Source organism: Veillonella sp. VA137 (assembly GCF_003992015.1).
Taxonomy (GTDB): Bacteria; Bacillota; Negativicutes; order Veillonellales; family Veillonellaceae; genus F0422.
In genome coordinates this window covers 1-18,314 of record NZ_RQVK01000006.1, presented here as the reverse complement: position 1 = coordinate 18,314, position 18,314 = coordinate 1, and the positions used below count along the sequence as shown (strand labels likewise).

Sequence of the window (18,314 nt, the reverse complement as noted above, 5' to 3'; positions counted from 1 at the left end):
GCGGCCGAAGCCGCTATATCATAGAGTTTTTACAATTTCAATAGCACGTTCCATTTGTACATCCTCTTCAGGATTTGTTTTGGACGGCTCCACAACTTCATCTGGTTCAATACCAATACCATCGATGACTCTATCATTTGGTGTATGATAGCGAGCGATAGTAACCTTTAAACCTTCTCCATCAAGGCCTTGTACTACGCTCTGCACAGTACCTTTGCCATAACTTTTTGTACCTACAATGGTACCTGATTTTGTATCCTGCACAGCACCAGCAATAATTTCTGAAGCACTTGCAGAATTACCATTAATCAACACAACTAATGGAATAAGAGGATACTCTCCTCTAGACATATAGGCTGTTGTTTTACCCCGTCTCGTTTGTACCGTCACAATCGGCCCTTTCGGCACTAAATATTGTCCTATACCATGAGCTGTCGTAATTAGGCCACCCGGATTATCACGCAAGTCTAAGACTAACCGTTTCATTCCTTTAGATTGAAGTTCCTCATAGGCTTTCGTAAATTCATCTACTGTTTTTTCAGCAAATTGGGTAACACGAATATAACCAATATCTTCGGTTAGCATTTGCCCTTTTACAGTAGGCATCACAATCGCTTTCCGTTCAATGGAAAACTCTTGTTCTTCCCCATTGCGAAGGATACGAAGCACTACAAAAGTGCCTTCTTCACCTCGAATGCGATTCGCTACATCTTCTTTTTCCATATCAGATACTAGTGTACCATCAATGGCAAGGATTTGATCTCCTTTTTGAAGGCCTGCTGCTTCCGCTGGTTGTCCTTCCATCGTAGCGCCTACTTTCAGAGTTTTTCCATCAGAAAAATCTAGTAATAGTCCAATCCCACTATAGGTAGAGGACGTATGCATTTCCAGCTCTTTCATATCATCCTTGTCCAAATAGACAGTGTGTTTATCATGGGTGCCTTTTACTAAGCCTTTCAACATATTCACAAAGAGTTCTTCTTTGACTGGTGGATCCATCGCCCATTGGGTAGTGATGTAATAGGTATATCCAAATTTGGCAATGCCCAACGGCGACCCTGAAATATACCAAAAGAAAGCGGTTAAGCCTATTAAAAAGGTAAGTATCCAAGTCAATGCAATGAGCAAATAATATTTAATGAGATCTTTAATGCTCTCATGTTCAAGGTCATCTTCTATGCTGATAATATTCCCTGCCTCATCTTTTGTAATGACTTCATATCTTACGCCTAACAGGTAGGTCTTAGCTTTATGCCAAATAGATGTTTTTTTCTTATCTTCCATAGTCTCCTCTATAAGTATCCCATCGGATCTGTTGGTTCACCATTAATACGCACCTCAAAATGAAGGTGTGGACCTGTAGAACCACCGGTATTACCTGAGTAGGAAACTACTTGACCTTTCGATACAGTTTGGCCCGGGCTTACCGCTACATCACTATTATGAGCGTACAAAGTAGACATGCCATTTCCATGGTCAATGATAACAGTATATCCATATCCGCTGACCCAACCAGCTTCTACGACAACCCCACCATCCGCTGCATGCACAGGTGTACCTTCATCCACCCCAAAATCGGTGCCCGCATGTAAACGACGTGTACCATAAATTGGATGAATCCGCCAACCAAAGTCAGATGTGATAGGAGCCACAACTGGTGCTGCCAATTGGCCTGTACCTTGTACCCATGTAGCACCACCACCACCGCCACCGCCTTGGCTAGCAGCTGCTGCAGCTGCCGCACGTTCTGCTGCACGTTGTTGCAACATCGCTGTAATACTTGCGGAGGACGCCATTAACTCATTATAAGCACGCTCTGCTGTATCTCGGTCATTCATAGCCCGTTCTAAGACAGCTTGACGTTCTGCTTTTTTCTGGTTGATTAAGTTCTGCTTTTCTTGCGCTACTTTTTCTAATTCTAATACTTTAGCACGATCTTCCTCTAGCTTAGCTTTTTTGCTAGCAATTTCTTCTCGCTCTGTTTTGATGGTGTTGATTAAATCCATATCGGATTGTAAAATGCGTTTCAACATTTCCATACGATTCGCAAAATCGCTAAAATCTTTAGAGCCCACTACCACATCTAAGTAGCTTAAACGACCGTTGATATAAATATCTCGTACCCGTTTATAGAATACTTTTTCACGAGACTGCAAGCGAGCTTGTGCTGCTTTCAATTCCGCTTCTGTTTTTGTAATATCTTTATCTAATTGAATCCGATCTGCCTGCACTTGTTTTAATTCTGCCGTAGCAGTATCTAATTCAATCTGTATCGCATGTAACTGTTCATATACGGTACCAATCGTTTTTTCTGCTTCCGACTTTTTATTCGCCTCATTTGTCATTTGTTGTTGAATATTTGACAGTTGATTCGTTAAGTCTTCATCTTGTGCCTGATACCAGTACGGTGTAGCCATCATGATAGAACCGCATAGTAAACTAGCTACTAGTGTTACTGTTTTTTTCTTCATCATTCCTACACTTTCATATATTGTTTTAACGAAATGGTACTACCAATAGCACCTACAATGACACCTATCCCAACTAATCCTGCGGATAATTGATAGATAAATGGCATCATTGGCACCAATGGCATGAAAGCAAAGTTTGCAATCACTTCCATCGTGATATAGCGATAAAATTGCCATGTAGCAACACCTGCAATCGCACCACCAATAGCGCCTAAAAACATACCTTCCAATACGAAAGGCCAACGGATAAACCAGTTCGTAGCCCCTACATATTTCATAATTCCAATTTCTTTACGACGGGCAAACACAGTCAACCGAATCGTATTAGAAATGATAAATAAAGTAGCCCCTGCTAGGAACGCGATGAGCACAATACCGCCGATACGGATAATTTTTGTAACTTCAAAAATTTGCTCAATCACATCTTGTCCATAATGGGCACTTTCAACTTCTGGATATTTAGACACCACTTCTGCTGTAGATTTTACTTGGTCTGGTGTATTGAAAGTCAATACATAGGACGTTGGTAATGGGTTATGTCCATCTAGGGAGTCTACTAATTGCTGTTGTTCCCCTAAACGCTCTTTAAAGCGTTTCATAGCTTCATCTTTTGTGACAAATTCAATGTCTTTCAGCTCTGGTAATGCCTTTAATTTTTTGCCTAATTCCATTACTTGCGGTGTTGTTAAATTGTCCTTCAAATAGATACTAATTTGCACTTGGCTCTCTAAATGGGATGCCAAATTGTTAAGGTTCACGACACCACAAGCAAACACGCCCAAGATAAACAAAGACAATGTGACTGTGGAAATAGATGCCAAGGACATCAATCCATTGCGACGCATGGATTTAATGGCTTCTTTTATATAATACTTAAACGTTCTAATTTTCATGGAATGCGGCCCCTCTCATTTGATCACTCACAACACGACCGCCTTCTAAGGCAATCACTCGTTTGTTTAGATAGGACACCATATCCATATCATGTGTTACCATCACCACGGTTGTACCGGAGTTATTAATGGCTTTGAAAAGGTCGGAAATATCACGACTTGTCTGAGGGTCCAAGTTACCTGTTGGTTCGTCTGCAATCAACACCAATGGTTTATTTACAATAGCTCTAGCAATAGCAACCCGCTGTTGTTCCCCACCACTTAAGTCTTGTGGCAAATCATTGGCCTTATCGCTTAATCCTACCAATTCCAACACATTGTACACTTTTTCTTGAATTACTTTTGGTTTTTCTTCAATAACTTCCAAAGCGAAAGCAATGTTTTCAAATACTGTTTTTGATGGTAATAATCGGAAATCTTGGAATACAATACCTAACTTTCTACGCAAGTACGGTACTTTACTAGATTTGATACGTGTTACATCAACATCATTCACAATAACCGTTCCAGAATCTGGTGTGACTTCATGTGAAAGTAACTTAATAAATGTTGATTTACCTGCTCCAGAATGCCCACAGACTAATACGAATTCTCCTTTTTCAATATGAATCGATACATCCTCTAAAGCAATAGAACCATTGTCGTATACTTTATGGACATTTCTAAATTCTATCATTCTATCATTCCCTTCCTATTTTCGTGTTATACCTCGTTTAGTAGCTGCTACAATATCAGCTGCTGTTAATCCATATTTTGCCATCAACTCTTTCGGTGTACCAGATTCACCAAAGGTATCTTTCACACCGACAAATTCCATTGGCACTGGGTATTCTTTCACCACAACTTCTGCCACAGCACTACCTAAACCACCAATCACATTATGTTCTTCTGCTGTGATCAATAGGCCTGTCTCTTTCGCTGCCTTTACAATCGCCTCTGCATCAATAGGCTTAATGGATGCCATATTGATAACACGTACAGAAATACCTTCTGCTTCTAACGTAGCCGCTGCTTCTACGGCTGGTCCCACTAAGGCACCGCAAGCAATAATTGTTGCATCTTTGCCATCACGTAATTGTTGAGATTTGCCCGGCACAAATGTGTAACCTTCTGGTGTCACATCTTCTACGCCAGCACGGCCTAAGCGCACATACACTGGACCATGGTACTCCGCTGCCCAAGCAATGACTGCTTCTGTTTCTGCTGCATCTGCTGGTACTACAACAGTCATATTAGGCAATGTACGCATGCAAGAAATATCTTCTAAACTTTGGTGTGTCGCACCGTCTTCACCGACAGTGATACCTGCGTGAGTAGCACATACTTTTACATTTAATTTTGGATAGCACACAGCGTTACGCACTTGTTCAAATGCACGGCCGGTAGCAAACATAGCAAAGGAAGATACAAATGGCACTTTTCCTGCTGCTGCTAAGCCAGCACCTACAGAAATTAAGTTTTGCTCTGCAATCCCTACATTAAAGAATCGTTCAGGATATACTTTTTTAAATTCATCAGTTTTTGTAGATTTTGATAAATCTGCATCTAATACAACAACATCTTTATGAGTAGCACCCACTTTTACTAAAGCTGTACCATATGCTTCACGAGTCGCTTTTCCCATGATTACACCTCCAACAATTCCGCTACAAATTTGTCACATTCTTCTTGTGATGGCGCCTTACCATGCCAGCCGGCTTGGCCTTCCATAGCTTGTACACCTTTCCCTTTGACAGTATTCATAATCACCATAGTCGGTTTATCTGTAGTTGCTTTTGCTTCTATAACTGCTTCGTGTAAAGCATCAATATCATGACCATCCACCACGATCACATGCCAACCGAAAGCTTTGAATTTTTCATCAATTGGCAATGGACTCATAACTTTTGTGATGTCACCGTCGATTTGCAATCCATTATAATCTACAAACGCTGTTAAGTTGGACAATTTATAATGCGCTGCAAACATCGCTGCTTCCCATACTTGCCCTTCTTCTAATTCTCCGTCACCTAGTACAGAGTACACACGGTAAGAGGCTCCATCAATTTTACCTGCCAATGCCATACCACAAGCCGCGGAAATACCTTGTCCTAAGGAACCAGTGGACATATCTACACCTGGAATGTATTTCATATCTGGATGACCTTGTAAGATATGGTCAATTTTGCGCAAGTTTAGTAATTCTTCTGTTGGAAAGAACCCTTTTTCTGCTAATGTAGCATACAGAGCTGGTGCAGCATGTCCTTTAGATAAGACAAAACGATCGCGATTTGGATCTTTCGGCTCATTTGGATTTACATTCATTTCTTGAAAGTACAACAAACTCATTACATCAGCAATGGACAAAGATCCTCCTGGATGACCAGATTTTGCTGCTGTTACAGCTTTCACGATGTTTACACGAATCGCTTTTGCTTTTTCTTGTATCAATTGTTTTTGTTCAAGTGTTAACATACTATACCCTCCCGTGTTATACACAATTCTAAGGTAAATTATTTATCATGCAGCATGCCAATGGCAATGCGGGCATTCTCTAATGCATTTCTTCGTAATTCATGGATATTTTCTAGCACGGTTTCTGTGAAATTGCCTCGTTCCAAAGCCTCTACTGTACGTGCCACTATAGGTTCTACTTCTAATGTATGTAAATCACCTACTGGCACTTCACCAATCATATGAAGAAAGTTTAAAATTTTAGGGTCATAAGAGATTCCTAAACAAGGTGTTTCCATTAACGCACTAAATACTAATGCATGGAGCCGTACACCTATCATGACATCCACAGAGCCGCTGAGCGCCAATAACTCCGTAGTACTATACGCATCCACTAGAACCGTAGACTTTTTTTTCATCAGGTTAGCAATCGTTTCTGCTTCCATCGTATCTTCCCGATGTTGCATAGGTATGAATACGATTTGCGCATCCTTTATGGTCTGGATTTGGTCAAGCGCCTCTGCCAATGTTTCTTGATAGTCTATGCAATCTTTCCATGATCGTACAGATACTCCTACAATCGGTCTATCCGCAGTCACTCCATAGGATTCTAGCATCTTACGCCCCACCGTGGTATCCACTGGATGCATCCCAAGTACTGCATCAGCAGTCACTGTAATCGGTACATCGTGAATACCTAGTGAAAGTAGCTCTTCTTTTGAGGCATGGTCCCGTACGGTAATCTGGGACACTTGATTCAAGACACGTCCCACCGTGGCACGAGCCATAGATTTACGCAAAGGCCCAATCCCTTGGGCATAAATCATCACTCGTTTTCCCAATGTATTCGCTAAAGCAATAATACTCAAGTAGTAATACAAACTGCGAGCACTTGTAACATCTTGCAACAAACTACCGCCACCACTGATGAGCATATCACAGGAATGTATCGCTTGGTATATCTTCCACATATCAAATCGACCAATAGCTTTCACCTTGTGGGTGCTCATAGTTTCTACAGGATTTCCAGAAATCACCGTAATCTCAGCCCGTGGTTCTAGTTCTAGCAACGCTTGCAAAATAGAACTTAATAGCGCTTCATCTCCGGCATTACCAAATCCATAATAACCGGAAATGAGTATCTTACACATGGCTTTCACCTCGTCCTTGGAACCAACGAATGCCATAGCCAATGAATCGCACCGCTATAATCGCTAGTAAACCGATGACGATACCTAATAGCAATCCATCATAACCACGAGCAATAGACATATACACTGGCGTACGCAAATGGCAGAATGTTTCTACCATGGATGCAATGCCAATAACAGCCCCTACGGATAATGCGAAATGCAATACCATTGGAATGCGTCTTCCCACAGCATAGGCAGCTAGCATGAATGCTGGATGACCGATTAAAAATTCTTTTTCACGAGGTCGTGCATACATGGTGTTTTCCAAAAATCTACGTAAAGCGAGTTCCCAAGACGGCACTGGTACACCCGCTGTATGACCACTGCGGCCTACAAACACATAGGCTACCACCGCTAAGGCTCCCGCGATTAATAAACTATAAACTTTGATATCAATTTGCACAAATTCTGTAATGAAAGATTTGATATCCATCACCGAAGAAATAATTCTTCCTTTCCAAATTGGAAACCGTTGTAAATAGGCAATAGCAGTCAATACTACTGGCGCCACAAAGGTTAATTTTACACCATGGAATAAAGTAAATTCCATAAAGAACTGTGTGCTCCCTAACATAGCCGCAATGCTAATGCCACCAATAGCTGCAATCAAGGCTGCCACAATCAGATATACCACAGATTCTATGGTACTTCTCCACGGAGACAAGCCTGTATGATTACGTTTCGACCAACAATCAAAGATCATCATCATGGCCAAAACTGGAGCAGATATAGCTGCTACCAATGCCCATGCCGACATAATTTTTGTGCCTGTAGTTATCAAGTAAATTCCCACAGAAAGGATACTTCCTACTACAAATAGACCGAGTAAGTACGGCTTACGTAGACGTATAAATTGTCCCAACGTTAACGTAGCCAAGCTTATGACCCCTGTCATCGTTAACAATCGCAACAAGGTGTTCGGCGTATACACAGGATAGATAGAGGCTTCCCCTATAGTAAAGCCACGAGCTTGTAATTTATCTGTCACTTGTTTCGCTACAAATAATGTTGTTTCTAACGCTGTTCTGTTATCTACGCCTTGTTCATATAATGGGAACAAGTTGTAACGAATATTTCGTTCAATATCACTGATGTAGAACCATTGCACTAGTTCACCTGGTGTCAGCTTACGTACTTCTTCTTTCGATACAGTGTACAATCTACCTACTTTATAGTGATTCGCATTAGCCATTTCTAAGAACCCAGCTTGTGGGAAGTATTGCAATTGATTAACTGCTTCGATCCCCACTACAGGAATATGGCGCGCTTCTAATTGTTCTAACGTACGATCTACATGCAGTGGATACCCTAAGGCTTCTTTACCTACAAAGACCATTCCCGTTATATTAGAAACTCCATCAAGACGTTGGAACACATGGTCCACATCTTCTACAGTCACTCCTTTATAGTTCGTTGGACGTACAATGACATGGAATCCTAGATTCGCCACTTCTTGAGCTTGCAATTTAGAAATACCTAAATTCATATCTTTTAAAGAATCACTTGGCAACGCTAATCCTAACATAGGGCCTAATGATGTTTGGAATACCGTGACTTTATCTTTGCCTAAGCGGCGTACTAAATCTTCCTGTACCTCTTGAAAGTAAGCTTCCTTACCAGGAATGACACCCATATAGGTCATACCTGGCTGTGTACCTTCTACTTGTAACTGCTGCAAATCATTAGAACTATACATGTGAATATGACCTGCATCTTTTTCTTTTTGCAGAGTTCTATCATAAATCGCTAAGGCAGTAATACCGGACTCTTTAGCCGCTGCCACAGCCTCCGGCAAGGAACGTTTCTCATAGGCATTGGCACGAAGTAATCCATCATAGTCGATGATGTTTTCAATCTGCTCCTGCTGTGCCTCGATATGATGCCGTTCTTTCACCAATACAAGACCACTCACAATGCCCACACCTAGAAAGGCCAATAAAATCCATGTGTAAATAGATATTGTCTTTAATTTCATAAGCCCTCCTATTGTGCAACAGGATGCACGAATACATGAATTTCTTCACGCCCTGTTTCTACACGATCCAATTGAACAGGAATTGGGAACTTTCCAAAATCATAGAGAGGGATCGATTTCACCACACCGCTAGATAAGCGGTTCAAGCTAGCTCCACCAATGGACAACTTTTCTGTGGCAAACTGCAACGTGTTGCCTTCAATTTCCAATCGACCTTGGATAGTTACCTTACCAGAAAGGAATCCACCTACATCGATACGCCCCACCATTACAACGCCACGACCAGAAATCTCTACAGTTTCAATCGTTAACCCTTTGGCACTGGAGCTAGATAAGTGTTGTTCAATGTATCGTTTTAAATCATCTTGATGGATAATCCCTTCAATATGACCTTGTCCAAAGCTAGTAAAGCGCAATTGTTGGTCGAAAAATAATTCTTTAGGCTCAATCTGAATTTGACGTAGGTCAAATGCTAAGCGCTGCACTTTCAGTTTACCTAAGGTAACACCATCTAAGGAACCTCGAAATGAATCAATCTCTCCCAATGCTAACTTGAATCCTGGAGAAGATTCAACGCGCATGGACTGTGTTTCTGGATGCAAAGCACTTTCTAATCTTGATTCTACTTCATGACTCACAAGAGTAGGTAACAAAAAGGATGAGCCTCCGATGACGATACCCCCTAGTATCAAGACAAATAGTATTGTTTTAAAAAAGAAATTTCTCACGGTCACTCCATTATATTGTTAAATTCGCTTCTTTCTTCAAGAATCCTTCCATAAATTGATCTAAGTTGCCGTCCATGACAGCTTGCACATTACCTGTTTCCACGCTAGTACGATGATCTTTTACCATATTGTACGGATGGAATACATAGGAACGAATTTGGCTACCCCATTCAATGGCTTGATAGGTACCACCTAATTGTTCCTTCAGTTCAGCTTGCTTTTCTAATTCTAGTTCAAATAGTTTAGCACGCAATAATTTTAAACATTGCTCTCTATTTTGAATTTGTGAACGTTCACTTTGACACTGTACAACAATCCCTGTTGGGGTATGTGTCATACGCACAGCAGAGTCCGTTTTGTTGATGTGCTGTCCGCCCGCACCGCTGGCACGATACGTATCCACTTGTACATCTTTCATATCTAGATTGATTTCTACGGTCTCATCAATTTCCGGCATCACATCGACGGCACAGAATGATGTATGACGACGTGCGGCAGAATCAAAAGGAGAAATACGAACTAAACGATGGACGCCTTTTTCAGATTTCATATACCCAAAAGCATTTTCCCCTTTGATGAGGAAGGTCGCACTTTTAATGCCCGCTTCATCGCCTACTTGTTCATCCATGAGAGAAATGCTGTATCCTTGTTTTTCCGCCCAACGCAAGTACATCCGAATTAGCATAGAACACCAATCTTGTGCCTCTGTACCACCGGCACCAGCATGAAACGTAAGGATGGCATTGTTCTTATCATATTCACCACTTAATAAAAGCAATACTTCTCGGTGCTCTACTTCATGGGTCAACTGCTCTACCATAGCAGTCAGTTCCCCTTCCATAGATATATCTTCTTCATCGATGGCCATCTCTAACATGAGTTTTGCTTCTTCCACATCTGTAACAAGCTTTTTATATCCTTCTACAGCATCTTTTAATTGTGTAGCCTCTTGGGAAATATCACGTGCTGCATCTGGGTCATTCCAAAAATCAGGGTCACTCATTTTTATATCTAATGTCAATATGCGTTCTTCTTTTTGAGCGATGTTAAAGTGAATCCCTCATTCCAAAAATACGCTCCTCTAAATTGTCGATAGGACCTTTTAAGTCTTCTAACAATTTATTCACCTCTTTCTTTCATTCTATACAACAAATGGCCGCACAGGAGATGTATCACCTCGCTGCGTGGCCATGAAAGTCTAGTCTACGTTTTGTGGTTCCAACACGTCTTCATGGTGGGTCTTAGCATCAGCTAGATGATCAACCGGTTCTTCTTCTGCTATTGTTTCCACATTAATTTGGATACGGTATAAATACATAATTGTTTCATCCGTAATAGCTTCTTTCATACTTTCGAACATGTCATAGGCCTCAAATTTGTATTCTACTAATGGATTTTTTTGTCCATATGCACGTAGGCCAATCCCTTCTTTTAACATATCCATGGCATCCAAATGTTCCATCCATTTGCTGTCTACCACTTTAAGCATGATGGCTTTTTCAAGCTCACGCATATTGGCTTCCCCAAATAAGGATTCACGTTTTTCATACTCTTTATGAGCAATGTCGATTAAATGCTCTTGCAGTTCTGCACGACCATATTCTTCCATTTGCTCCACTGTTAACATACCTGGTTCTAAGAAGTAAAGTTCTAAGTGTTTTAATAAGCCTTCATAGTTCCATTCTTCTGGATATAGTTTTTCATCTGCATATTGATTCATAGAATTGATAATTAAGTTATCAACCATATGCAAGATCGTTTCACGTAAAGATTGGTTATTCAAGATCAAACGACGTTGTCCGTATAAAACTTCCCGTTGTTGATTCATAACATCATCATATTCCAAGATATACTTACGAATATTAAAGTTATGATTTTCTACTTTTTTCTGTGCTCGTTCGATGGATTTAGTAATCAAAGAATGCTCGATTGGCTCGTCTTCTTCCATACCTAATTTATCCATCATGCCAGCAATATTATCTGCGCCGAAAATACGCATCAAATCATCTTCCAAAGATAAGAAGAATTGAGAGGAACCATTGTCCCCTTGACGACCAGAACGACCGCGCAACTGATTGTCGATACGACGACTTTCATGTCGCTCAGTACCTAAAATGTGCAAACCGCCTAATTCAGCTACACCTTCCCCTAAGGAAATATCGGTACCACGGCCCGCCATATTCGTGGCAATTGTTACCATGCCATACTGACCTGCATTCGCAACAATTTCTGCTTCTTTTTCATGATGTTTCGCATTCAATACATTATGAGGTACACCTGCTTTTGTCAACATATCACTAAGCATTTCAGATTGCGTAATGGATGTAGTGCCCACCAAGATTGGTTGCCCTGTTTTATGACGTTCCACTACATCTCGTACAACAGCACGGTATTTAGCATCTTTTGTTTTAAAGATTAAATCTGGCATATCCACACGTGCCAATACTTTATTTGGCGGAATTTCGTATACTTCCAAACCGTAAATATTGTTAAATTCTTGTTCTTCTGTTTTCGCTGTACCCGTCATGCCAGACAATTTCTCATACATACGGAAATAGTTTTGGAATGTGATGGATGCTAAGGTTTGGCTTTCACGTTCTACACGTAAACCTTCTTTTGCCTCAATGGCTTGGTGCAAACCATCGGAATAACGACGACCAAACATCAAACGACCAGTAAATTCGTCAACGATAACCACTTCGCCATCTTTCACGACGTAATCTTTGTCACGTTCCATCATAGCGTACGCACGAAGAGAAGCACTTAACAAGTGATTCAATTCTAAGTTAGAGGAATCATACAAGTTTTCGATGTGTAACATTTTTTCAACTTTTGCAATCCCTTCTTCTGTAGGAGCTATGGTTTTTTGTTTTTCATCGATTGTGTAATCTTCGTCTTTCACTAAGTGAGGCACTACTTTTGCTAATTCATAATAGCGTTCTGTAGATCGTTCCCCTGGACCAGAAATAATGAGTGGTGTACGTGCTTCGTCAATTAAAATGGAGTCCACTTCATCGACGATGGCATAGTTCAACGGACGTTGTACCATTTGATCCGCATGAACAACCATGTTATCACGCAAATAATCAAAGCCGAACTCATTATTTGTACCATAGGTAATATCTGCCCCATAGGATTGTTTCCGTTGGTCATAATCTAAACCAGCTACGATTAAGCCAGTAGATAACCCTAGGAAATTATATAAACGTCCCATCCATTCGCTGTCACGTTTCGCCAAGTAATCGTTGACTGTTACCACGTGCACACCTTTACCAGATAGGGCATTCAAATAGACTGGCAACGTAGCCACTAATGTTTTACCTTCACCAGTACGCATTTCTGCAATATTGCCACGATGTAACACAATACCACCAATCATTTGCACGTCGAAGTGACGCATACCCAATACACGTTTGGATGCCTCACGAACTACAGCAAATGCTTCTGGTAAAATATCATCTAATGTTTCACCATTTGCCAATCTTGCTTTGAACTCTTCTGTCTTTGCGCGTAAAGAAGTATCACTTAACGATAACAATTCTGGTTCCAATCCATTAATCTCTTCAACAATGGATCGAATCCGTTTAATTTCTTTTGCATTTTTATTGCCTAATAGTTTTTGTATAAAACCTAACAACTATCTCAACTCCTTATATGTGGAAAGTTTCAATTAAAGACTATGTATCTAGATTATTATAGCCTACTAGCAAGTAATAGTCAAAAAGAAGTGATAAAAAGGCGGTAGCAAGTTTATGATTCTATACTATATAAAAAAGATTAGACCAATCTAGCCAGTCTAATCTCTCCACTCCCTTATTCAATTCCAAAAAACTGTTTAATATACGTCAATGACACAGGAAAGTAATAGTTCGCATCAACGCCCACGTCATATCGTCGAATGCCATTGGCTCGATTCTCTGCATTATACTCCGGTGTGTTATGCATATGTCCATGCAACATGAGACCACCTTTATTACGACCACCTTGCCAGTCCAAAATAGGATAATGCATGAGTGCCAAGCTCACACCCTCTGTACGAAGGTATGTATAATGCGTAATCTCCTCAAACAATGATTGATCATACTCCTCATAGCGATCATGATTTCCTATGATTAAAATCTTTCGTCCATTTAGCTGTTGAAAGTATGCATTCGCTTGATCCGCTCCAATTTTATAAGCTAGATCGCCCAATAAATACACTGTATCATCAGGCCTTACAATACTATTGTAGTTCGTAATCAGAACCCTTGACATCTCCCTTTCATCTCTGAAAGGACGATTATTAAAGCGAATCACATTTTCATGACCGAAATGCAAATCGCTGGTAAAGTAAATCATTTTATTTTTTCCTCAATTCTCGCATCCAAGCTTTATAATGTAAAGCTTTTGCTTTAAATAGATTTCTATAGCGCCGTTTTGGCGTAAACAAATGAAACATTCTACCATAGGTAACAAACATGGTATCCATTGCAAGATCATACTCACACCAATCCAATGAGTCTAAAAAGGTAATCAGTTCCTGAACACCATGTTTTTCAGCTAAAGTCTCGACAAATCGGTATACACCCACAGTATCTTCATCCATAAAGTCCCAGTTACCAATGCGATAGTCATCATCGAAATCATAATGTTCACGCACCAATTCCTGCAAGTCTTGTAAAAATTCTTTACTTAAACAAGCATCAAAACATTCTTTTTTCTTTTCTAGGTATTCATCAGTACACCATTCGTATTTAGCCATGGAGGGCCTCCTTCGTTTAAATGATAAAATTATAAAACAATTAAGTTCAAATATCTTAATATACTTGGTAATTATCTCATATGAGATATATTTAGAATCATACTACTTTCAAACCCAAAGTGTTCGGATCCACTGCATTATGTTGTTTGAGTCATTCACAGAGTCACACTACTCTCAAACATTACCTAAAAAATAGCGAATTTTGACCTGTTTGAGCCATTTACAGAATCACACTACTCTCAAACGATAATTAACCCCCCAAAAGCCTCTCCGAAGTTTAAGTCATTTACAGAATCACACTACTCTCAAACCAACGTACCGTAGGGCGGATGGATCAGTATATTTGAATCATATACAGAATCACACTACTCTCAAACCTGTCACGCAGATTGGGTGATAGTGGCAGAGTTTGAGTCATTTATAGAATCACACTACTCTCAAACTCAAAGGAGCTATAGTAGTATTCATGACGTGTTTGAGTCATTTACAGAATCACACTACTCTCAAACTACATGCTGTAGCCTAGCATACTGGCGACTGTTTGAGTCATTTACGGAATCACACTACTCTCAAACCATCATTAGGGGTATGTAAAACTACCTTCTGTTTGAGTCATTTACTGAATCACACTACTCTCAAACTTTCCATAACAAGTGTATGCACAATCATATGTTTGAGTCATTTACGGAATCACACTACTCTCAAACAATCGTCTACGTTGCCTTCACTATCCTTTAGTTTGAGTCATTTACGGAATCACACTACTCTCAAACAAAAAAGCGTCGCAGACCGCAATTTATTTCGTTTGAGTCATTTACGGAATCACACTACTCTCAAACCATTATTTCTTTTTTAAATATTATGCTTGTGTTTGAGTCATTTACGGAATCACACTACTCTCAAACTTTATTTTAGGTATATTTAAGTATGCTTTAGTTTGAGTCATTTACGGAATCACACTACTCTCAAACATGTAGGAGCAGATGTTAAACTTTCATAAGGTTTGAGTCATTTACGGAATCACACTACTCTCAAACGACCCATTACAAGTATATACATTAACTGTCGTTTGAGTCATTTACGGAATCACACTACTCTCAAACTTAATGACTTCTAATTTATGTTGCCATTCGGTTTGAGTCATTTACGGAATCACACTACTCTCAAACAATGCTTTAAAAATCTAATCTTTGTATTTTGTTTGAGTCATTTACGGAATCACACTACTCTCAAACTAGTGGCAGCACTGTATATATGTGGACTTGGTTTGAGTCATTTACGGAATCACACTACTCTCAAACGGTTATAAAAATATCCATGAGTAAAAGCTGGTTTGAGTCATTTACGGAATCACACTACTCTCAAACGGTGGAGTTGATATCTTTGATGAGTATGAAGTTTGAGTCATTTACGGAATCACACTACTCTCAAACATTTCTTGTAGAATTTACACTTTGTAAATTGTTTGAGTCATTTACGGAATCACACTACTCTCAAACGGGGAGTAAGCGATTTATTTAAATCCTGAAGTTTGAGTCATTTACGGAATCACACTACTCTCAAACAACGTAACAGGATTGTCTACCTCTTAGCGAGTTTGAGTCATTTACGGAATCACACTACTCTCAAACCACCAAGTGTGATTCTGTAAACGCTGTTATATCAAACAAAAGTCGCTATCTAAAGTATACCCATTAATAAAAGATTTATCAATATCATCTAGTCCATGTACCCCAGAAGATATACATAAAACGCATAGCTGTTTCGCTAACATAGTCGTAAAAAATGCATGTAATTCTTCCACGTCTAAATACATCTCTATATTTGCAATCACAAATAGATCTGGATTTAATAGTTCATGAACTATATTGATATAGTCTACTAAACGGTCCACTGGATCCGCATCATTTTCAGGTATTTTAAAAGCTCCTAACTTGATGATATCCGCAGCAACGATTTCTTCCTTATGCTCGATATCAATCGATGATCCAAATTCCAGTTGATAGTAAAATTGATGTAATCTAGACACCGTTTCATGTAACTCTTCCATCATTAAATTACTTTCTTTCACCAAATTGGCCGTTAACTTTGTTAGTATTGTTTTACTATTCACATCTACCTGGATGGGGTTCATGATGACATGAAGTGACTTATCAATGGCTACTCCTTTGGCATTCACATTATAAATCCAAGGCCCTTCACCACCACTATATTGTTCATACAATTCTAAAATCATATGGCGAAATACACTATGTTTTTCTATACACAGGCAATTAATTTTAGTAGTATCCAAGTTAATCTCTATCGTTGAGTCTTGATAAAAAAGTTTCACAGTACAATCACTCTCTCTGTTGTATCTAGGACTTCCGACTGCACCTCTCCCGTCAATATTTCCATTTTTGAATATTGCTTTTCAGTCACAGTTAATAAGCAAATATTTCCATCCGCCGGTTTATGTTCTCGCAGTTGCTTTTCCAACAATCTAACACTGGTTCCATTTAATACCAACTTTACATACACCGATTCTTGTAACATAATAAACCCATTAACTAACAAAAATTTTCTAAAATCACGATAGGCCTTTCTGTGAACCGATGTATCTGTTGGTAAATCAAACATTACGAATACTCTCATAAATCTATAACTCATATTCTATAAACCTAACTAACCCAGGATCTTGGTACGTCAATGCATCTAATACGCTTTTACAATAAATGCCGATGGCATCCTTTAATAAAAATCGGTATCCATCTATATCTACATCTAATGATAGGAGCTGGACTAAGCTGATTTTTTCATCTTTCCCAAACTCCTGTACCTCAAGACTAATCACCTTATGATCTACAAACACACGCAACGCCTCCACCAGGTCTGATCCTAGATTGTATAGATTAAATTGATTTCGATGATTGATACCTAATTGCGTGATAAATCCATTCTTAACAATTTCACGATTCACCGCAGAAAGAAGTATACTATACCCGTAATCTAACCCCGCATTAATTGGATTTTCTTGCTCCCTTGTGAAAGTATTTCCAAACAAGCTATTAAAGTATACTTTAGCTGCATGGCCTTCCCGTTGTGTCATATCATTAATTCGTACTTCATCTCGATAGGATTGCAACAACTCACTTTCTTCTTGATGTCCATATTTTTCAAGTATCCGTGCTTGATTGTTAATCTTGTCAGCAATAATTTTACTCCAAACCAGCCCTTTGATTTCACTGTCCCAACTCACCTGTAACCGGCACTTTTTACTCGCATTATGAGAACCATACAAAGGCATCACTTCACTACTAGGGTTTTTCTTTTCATCACAAAATACAATTTTTACTTTTGCTTTAACTAAAGCATTCAGCAAAACGGCAGTCAAACTAACTGCTGTAGATTCAATGATAAGCATATAAATTTCATCAATAAAAACTTTCTTCACATCGAATCCCTGCCGAACAATCATATAATTCATTTTAAAATCAAGTTTAGATTGCTTAGTTATAACTACCGTTCGCCAACTCATAATATCTCCTATTCTATTTTATTTTAATTTCATTTTCATATAAACCCGTAATAGATGTTGTGATGACACTGAAACTGCTTTTATTAGTTAAATTTACACCTATTGTACCTCTAGATATATTTATATTAAGTCCATCTATATTTCGATTATCAGTGAAGTTAGTAATTAAATTGAGTATTTTCATTAATGTAAATACCTGATCTTCTAGAGATAAGTTTTTAAATTCTTCATATCCAGTTGTCTTTAAAAGTTTCAACTTATCTTTAGGAATCTTCCTAAATAATGAACCAGACAATTTTTCCATAAACTTTTTATAGAGAGCCAAATTCTTATCTAAAGTAACACTAACAGACTCATCTAGAT

At 39.2% G+C, this 18,314-nt stretch carries 17 protein-coding genes and 1 CRISPR repeat array; all 17 genes read right to left on the bottom strand.

Features of this window, described 5'->3' with window-relative positions; translation table 11 throughout:
• Positions 1-18: 18 nt before the first annotated feature.
• Positions 19-1,284 (bottom strand): S41 family peptidase, encoded by a 1,266-nt coding sequence (locus EO116_RS03990; RefSeq protein WP_127160739.1) that lies wholly within the window; start codon positions 1,282-1,284, stop codon positions 19-21.
• Between the two features lie 8 nt (positions 1,285-1,292).
• Positions 1,293-2,474: a murein hydrolase activator EnvC gene (locus tag EO116_RS03985; RefSeq protein WP_370447262.1), complete on the bottom strand. Its 1,182-nt coding sequence runs from the start codon at positions 2,472-2,474 to the stop codon at positions 1,293-1,295.
• Positions 2,475-2,476: 2 nt separating this feature from the next.
• Positions 2,477-3,364, bottom strand: a complete 888-nt coding sequence (gene ftsX, locus EO116_RS03980; RefSeq protein WP_127160738.1) for a permease-like cell division protein FtsX — start codon at positions 3,362-3,364, stop codon at positions 2,477-2,479.
• Complete coding sequence (ftsE, locus tag EO116_RS03975; RefSeq protein ID WP_127160737.1) at positions 3,354-4,040, bottom strand: cell division ATP-binding protein FtsE; 687 nt, start codon at positions 4,038-4,040, stop codon at positions 3,354-3,356. Before ftsE ends, ftsX begins: the two co-directional genes overlap by 11 nt.
• Before the next feature lie 15 nt (positions 4,041-4,055).
• Positions 4,056-4,988 carry a transketolase family protein gene (locus EO116_RS03970; RefSeq protein WP_127160736.1) on the bottom strand — a complete coding sequence of 311 codons (933 nt, stop codon included), beginning with the start codon at positions 4,986-4,988 and terminating at the stop codon, positions 4,056-4,058.
• Positions 4,989-4,990: 2 nt separating this feature from the next.
• Positions 4,991-5,818 (bottom strand): transketolase, encoded by an 828-nt coding sequence (locus EO116_RS03965; RefSeq protein WP_127160735.1) that lies wholly within the window; start codon positions 5,816-5,818, stop codon positions 4,991-4,993.
• A 38-nt stretch (positions 5,819-5,856) separates the two neighbouring features.
• Positions 5,857-6,984 (bottom strand): polysaccharide pyruvyl transferase CsaB, encoded by a 1,128-nt coding sequence (gene csaB, locus EO116_RS03960; RefSeq protein WP_240629126.1) that lies wholly within the window; start codon positions 6,982-6,984, stop codon positions 5,857-5,859.
• A complete protein-coding gene (locus tag EO116_RS03955) occupies positions 6,941-8,965 on the bottom strand; it encodes a DUF5693 family protein (protein ID WP_127160734.1) in 2,025 nt (674 codons plus the stop codon). The genes csaB and EO116_RS03955 overlap by 44 nt, the downstream gene beginning before the upstream one ends.
• Before the next feature lie 8 nt (positions 8,966-8,973).
• Positions 8,974-9,618 (bottom strand): LmeA family phospholipid-binding protein, encoded by a 645-nt coding sequence (locus tag EO116_RS03950; protein ID WP_164726066.1) that lies wholly within the window; start codon positions 9,616-9,618, stop codon positions 8,974-8,976.
• An 85-nt stretch (positions 9,619-9,703) separates the two neighbouring features.
• Positions 9,704-10,811, bottom strand: a protein-coding gene (gene prfB, locus EO116_RS03945) for a peptide chain release factor 2 (protein ID WP_240629131.1) whose coding sequence is annotated in 2 segments (ribosomal slippage) — positions 9,704-10,753 and positions 10,755-10,811 — 1,107 coding nt in all. Because the reading frame shifts where the segments join, the coding sequence is not laid out codon by codon here.
• Positions 10,812-10,891: 80 nt separating this feature from the next.
• Entirely contained in the window at positions 10,892-13,330 is a 2,439-nt protein-coding gene (gene secA, locus EO116_RS03940) for a preprotein translocase subunit SecA (protein ID WP_127160732.1), read from the bottom strand.
• A gap of 176 nt (positions 13,331-13,506) precedes the next feature.
• Entirely contained in the window at positions 13,507-14,031 is a 525-nt protein-coding gene (locus EO116_RS03935) for a metallophosphoesterase (protein WP_127068680.1), read from the bottom strand.
• 1 nt (position 14,032) lies between these two features.
• On the bottom strand, positions 14,033-14,434 hold the full coding sequence (locus EO116_RS03930) for a hypothetical protein (RefSeq protein ID WP_127068679.1): 402 nt from the start codon (positions 14,432-14,434) through the stop codon (positions 14,033-14,035).
• 144 nt (positions 14,435-14,578) lie between these two features.
• Positions 14,579-16,065: direct repeats of the CRISPR family, unit length 36 nt; unit sequence GTTTGAGTCATTTACGGAATCACACTACTCTCAAAC.
• A gap of 26 nt (positions 16,066-16,091) precedes the next feature.
• Positions 16,092-16,766, bottom strand: coding sequence for a type II-A CRISPR-associated protein Csn2 (gene csn2, locus EO116_RS03925; RefSeq protein WP_164726065.1), 675 nt, complete (start codon positions 16,764-16,766; stop codon positions 16,092-16,094).
• The gene (gene cas2 / locus EO116_RS03920) at positions 16,763-17,068 is read right to left on the bottom strand and encodes a CRISPR-associated endonuclease Cas2 (RefSeq protein ID WP_164726064.1); all 306 of its coding nucleotides are present in this window, start codon (positions 17,066-17,068) and stop codon (positions 16,763-16,765) included. Before cas2 ends, csn2 begins: the two co-directional genes overlap by 4 nt.
• 4 nt (positions 17,069-17,072) lie before the next feature.
• Entirely contained in the window at positions 17,073-17,951 is an 879-nt protein-coding gene (cas1, locus tag EO116_RS03915) for a type II CRISPR-associated endonuclease Cas1 (RefSeq protein WP_127160730.1), read from the bottom strand.
• Between the two features lie 13 nt (positions 17,952-17,964).
• Positions 17,965-18,314 (bottom strand): Cas9 endonuclease PAM-interacting domain-containing protein (locus tag EO116_RS03910; RefSeq protein WP_164726063.1); only part of this gene is annotated, 350 nt, incomplete at its 5' end.

Coding starts and splice junctions, on each gene's coding strand:
- EO116_RS03990 (WP_127160739.1), bottom strand. CDS start 1,284: ATGGAAGATAAGAAAAAAACATCTATTTGGCATAAAGCTAAGACCTAC.
- EO116_RS03985 (WP_370447262.1), bottom strand. CDS start 2,474: ATGATGAAGAAAAAAACAGTAACACTAGTAGCTAGTTTACTATGCGGT.
- ftsX (WP_127160738.1), bottom strand. CDS start 3,364: ATGAAAATTAGAACGTTTAAGTATTATATAAAAGAAGCCATTAAATCC.
- ftsE (WP_127160737.1), bottom strand. CDS start 4,040: ATGATAGAATTTAGAAATGTCCATAAAGTATACGACAATGGTTCTATT.
- EO116_RS03970 (WP_127160736.1), bottom strand. CDS start 4,988: ATGGGAAAAGCGACTCGTGAAGCATATGGTACAGCTTTAGTAAAAGTG.
- EO116_RS03965 (WP_127160735.1), bottom strand. CDS start 5,818: ATGTTAACACTTGAACAAAAACAATTGATACAAGAAAAAGCAAAAGCG.
- csaB (WP_240629126.1), bottom strand. CDS start 6,984: ATGGCATTCGTTGGTTCCAAGGACGAGGTGAAAGCCATGTGTAAGATA.
- EO116_RS03955 (WP_127160734.1), bottom strand. CDS start 8,965: ATGAAATTAAAGACAATATCTATTTACACATGGATTTTATTGGCCTTT.
- EO116_RS03935 (WP_127068680.1), bottom strand. CDS start 14,031: ATGATTTACTTTACCAGCGATTTGCATTTCGGTCATGAAAATGTGATT.
- EO116_RS03930 (WP_127068679.1), bottom strand. CDS start 14,434: ATGGCTAAATACGAATGGTGTACTGATGAATACCTAGAAAAGAAAAAA.
- cas2 (WP_164726064.1), bottom strand. CDS start 17,068: ATGAGAGTATTCGTAATGTTTGATTTACCAACAGATACATCGGTTCAC.
- cas1 (WP_127160730.1), bottom strand. CDS start 17,951: ATGAGTTGGCGAACGGTAGTTATAACTAAGCAATCTAAACTTGATTTT.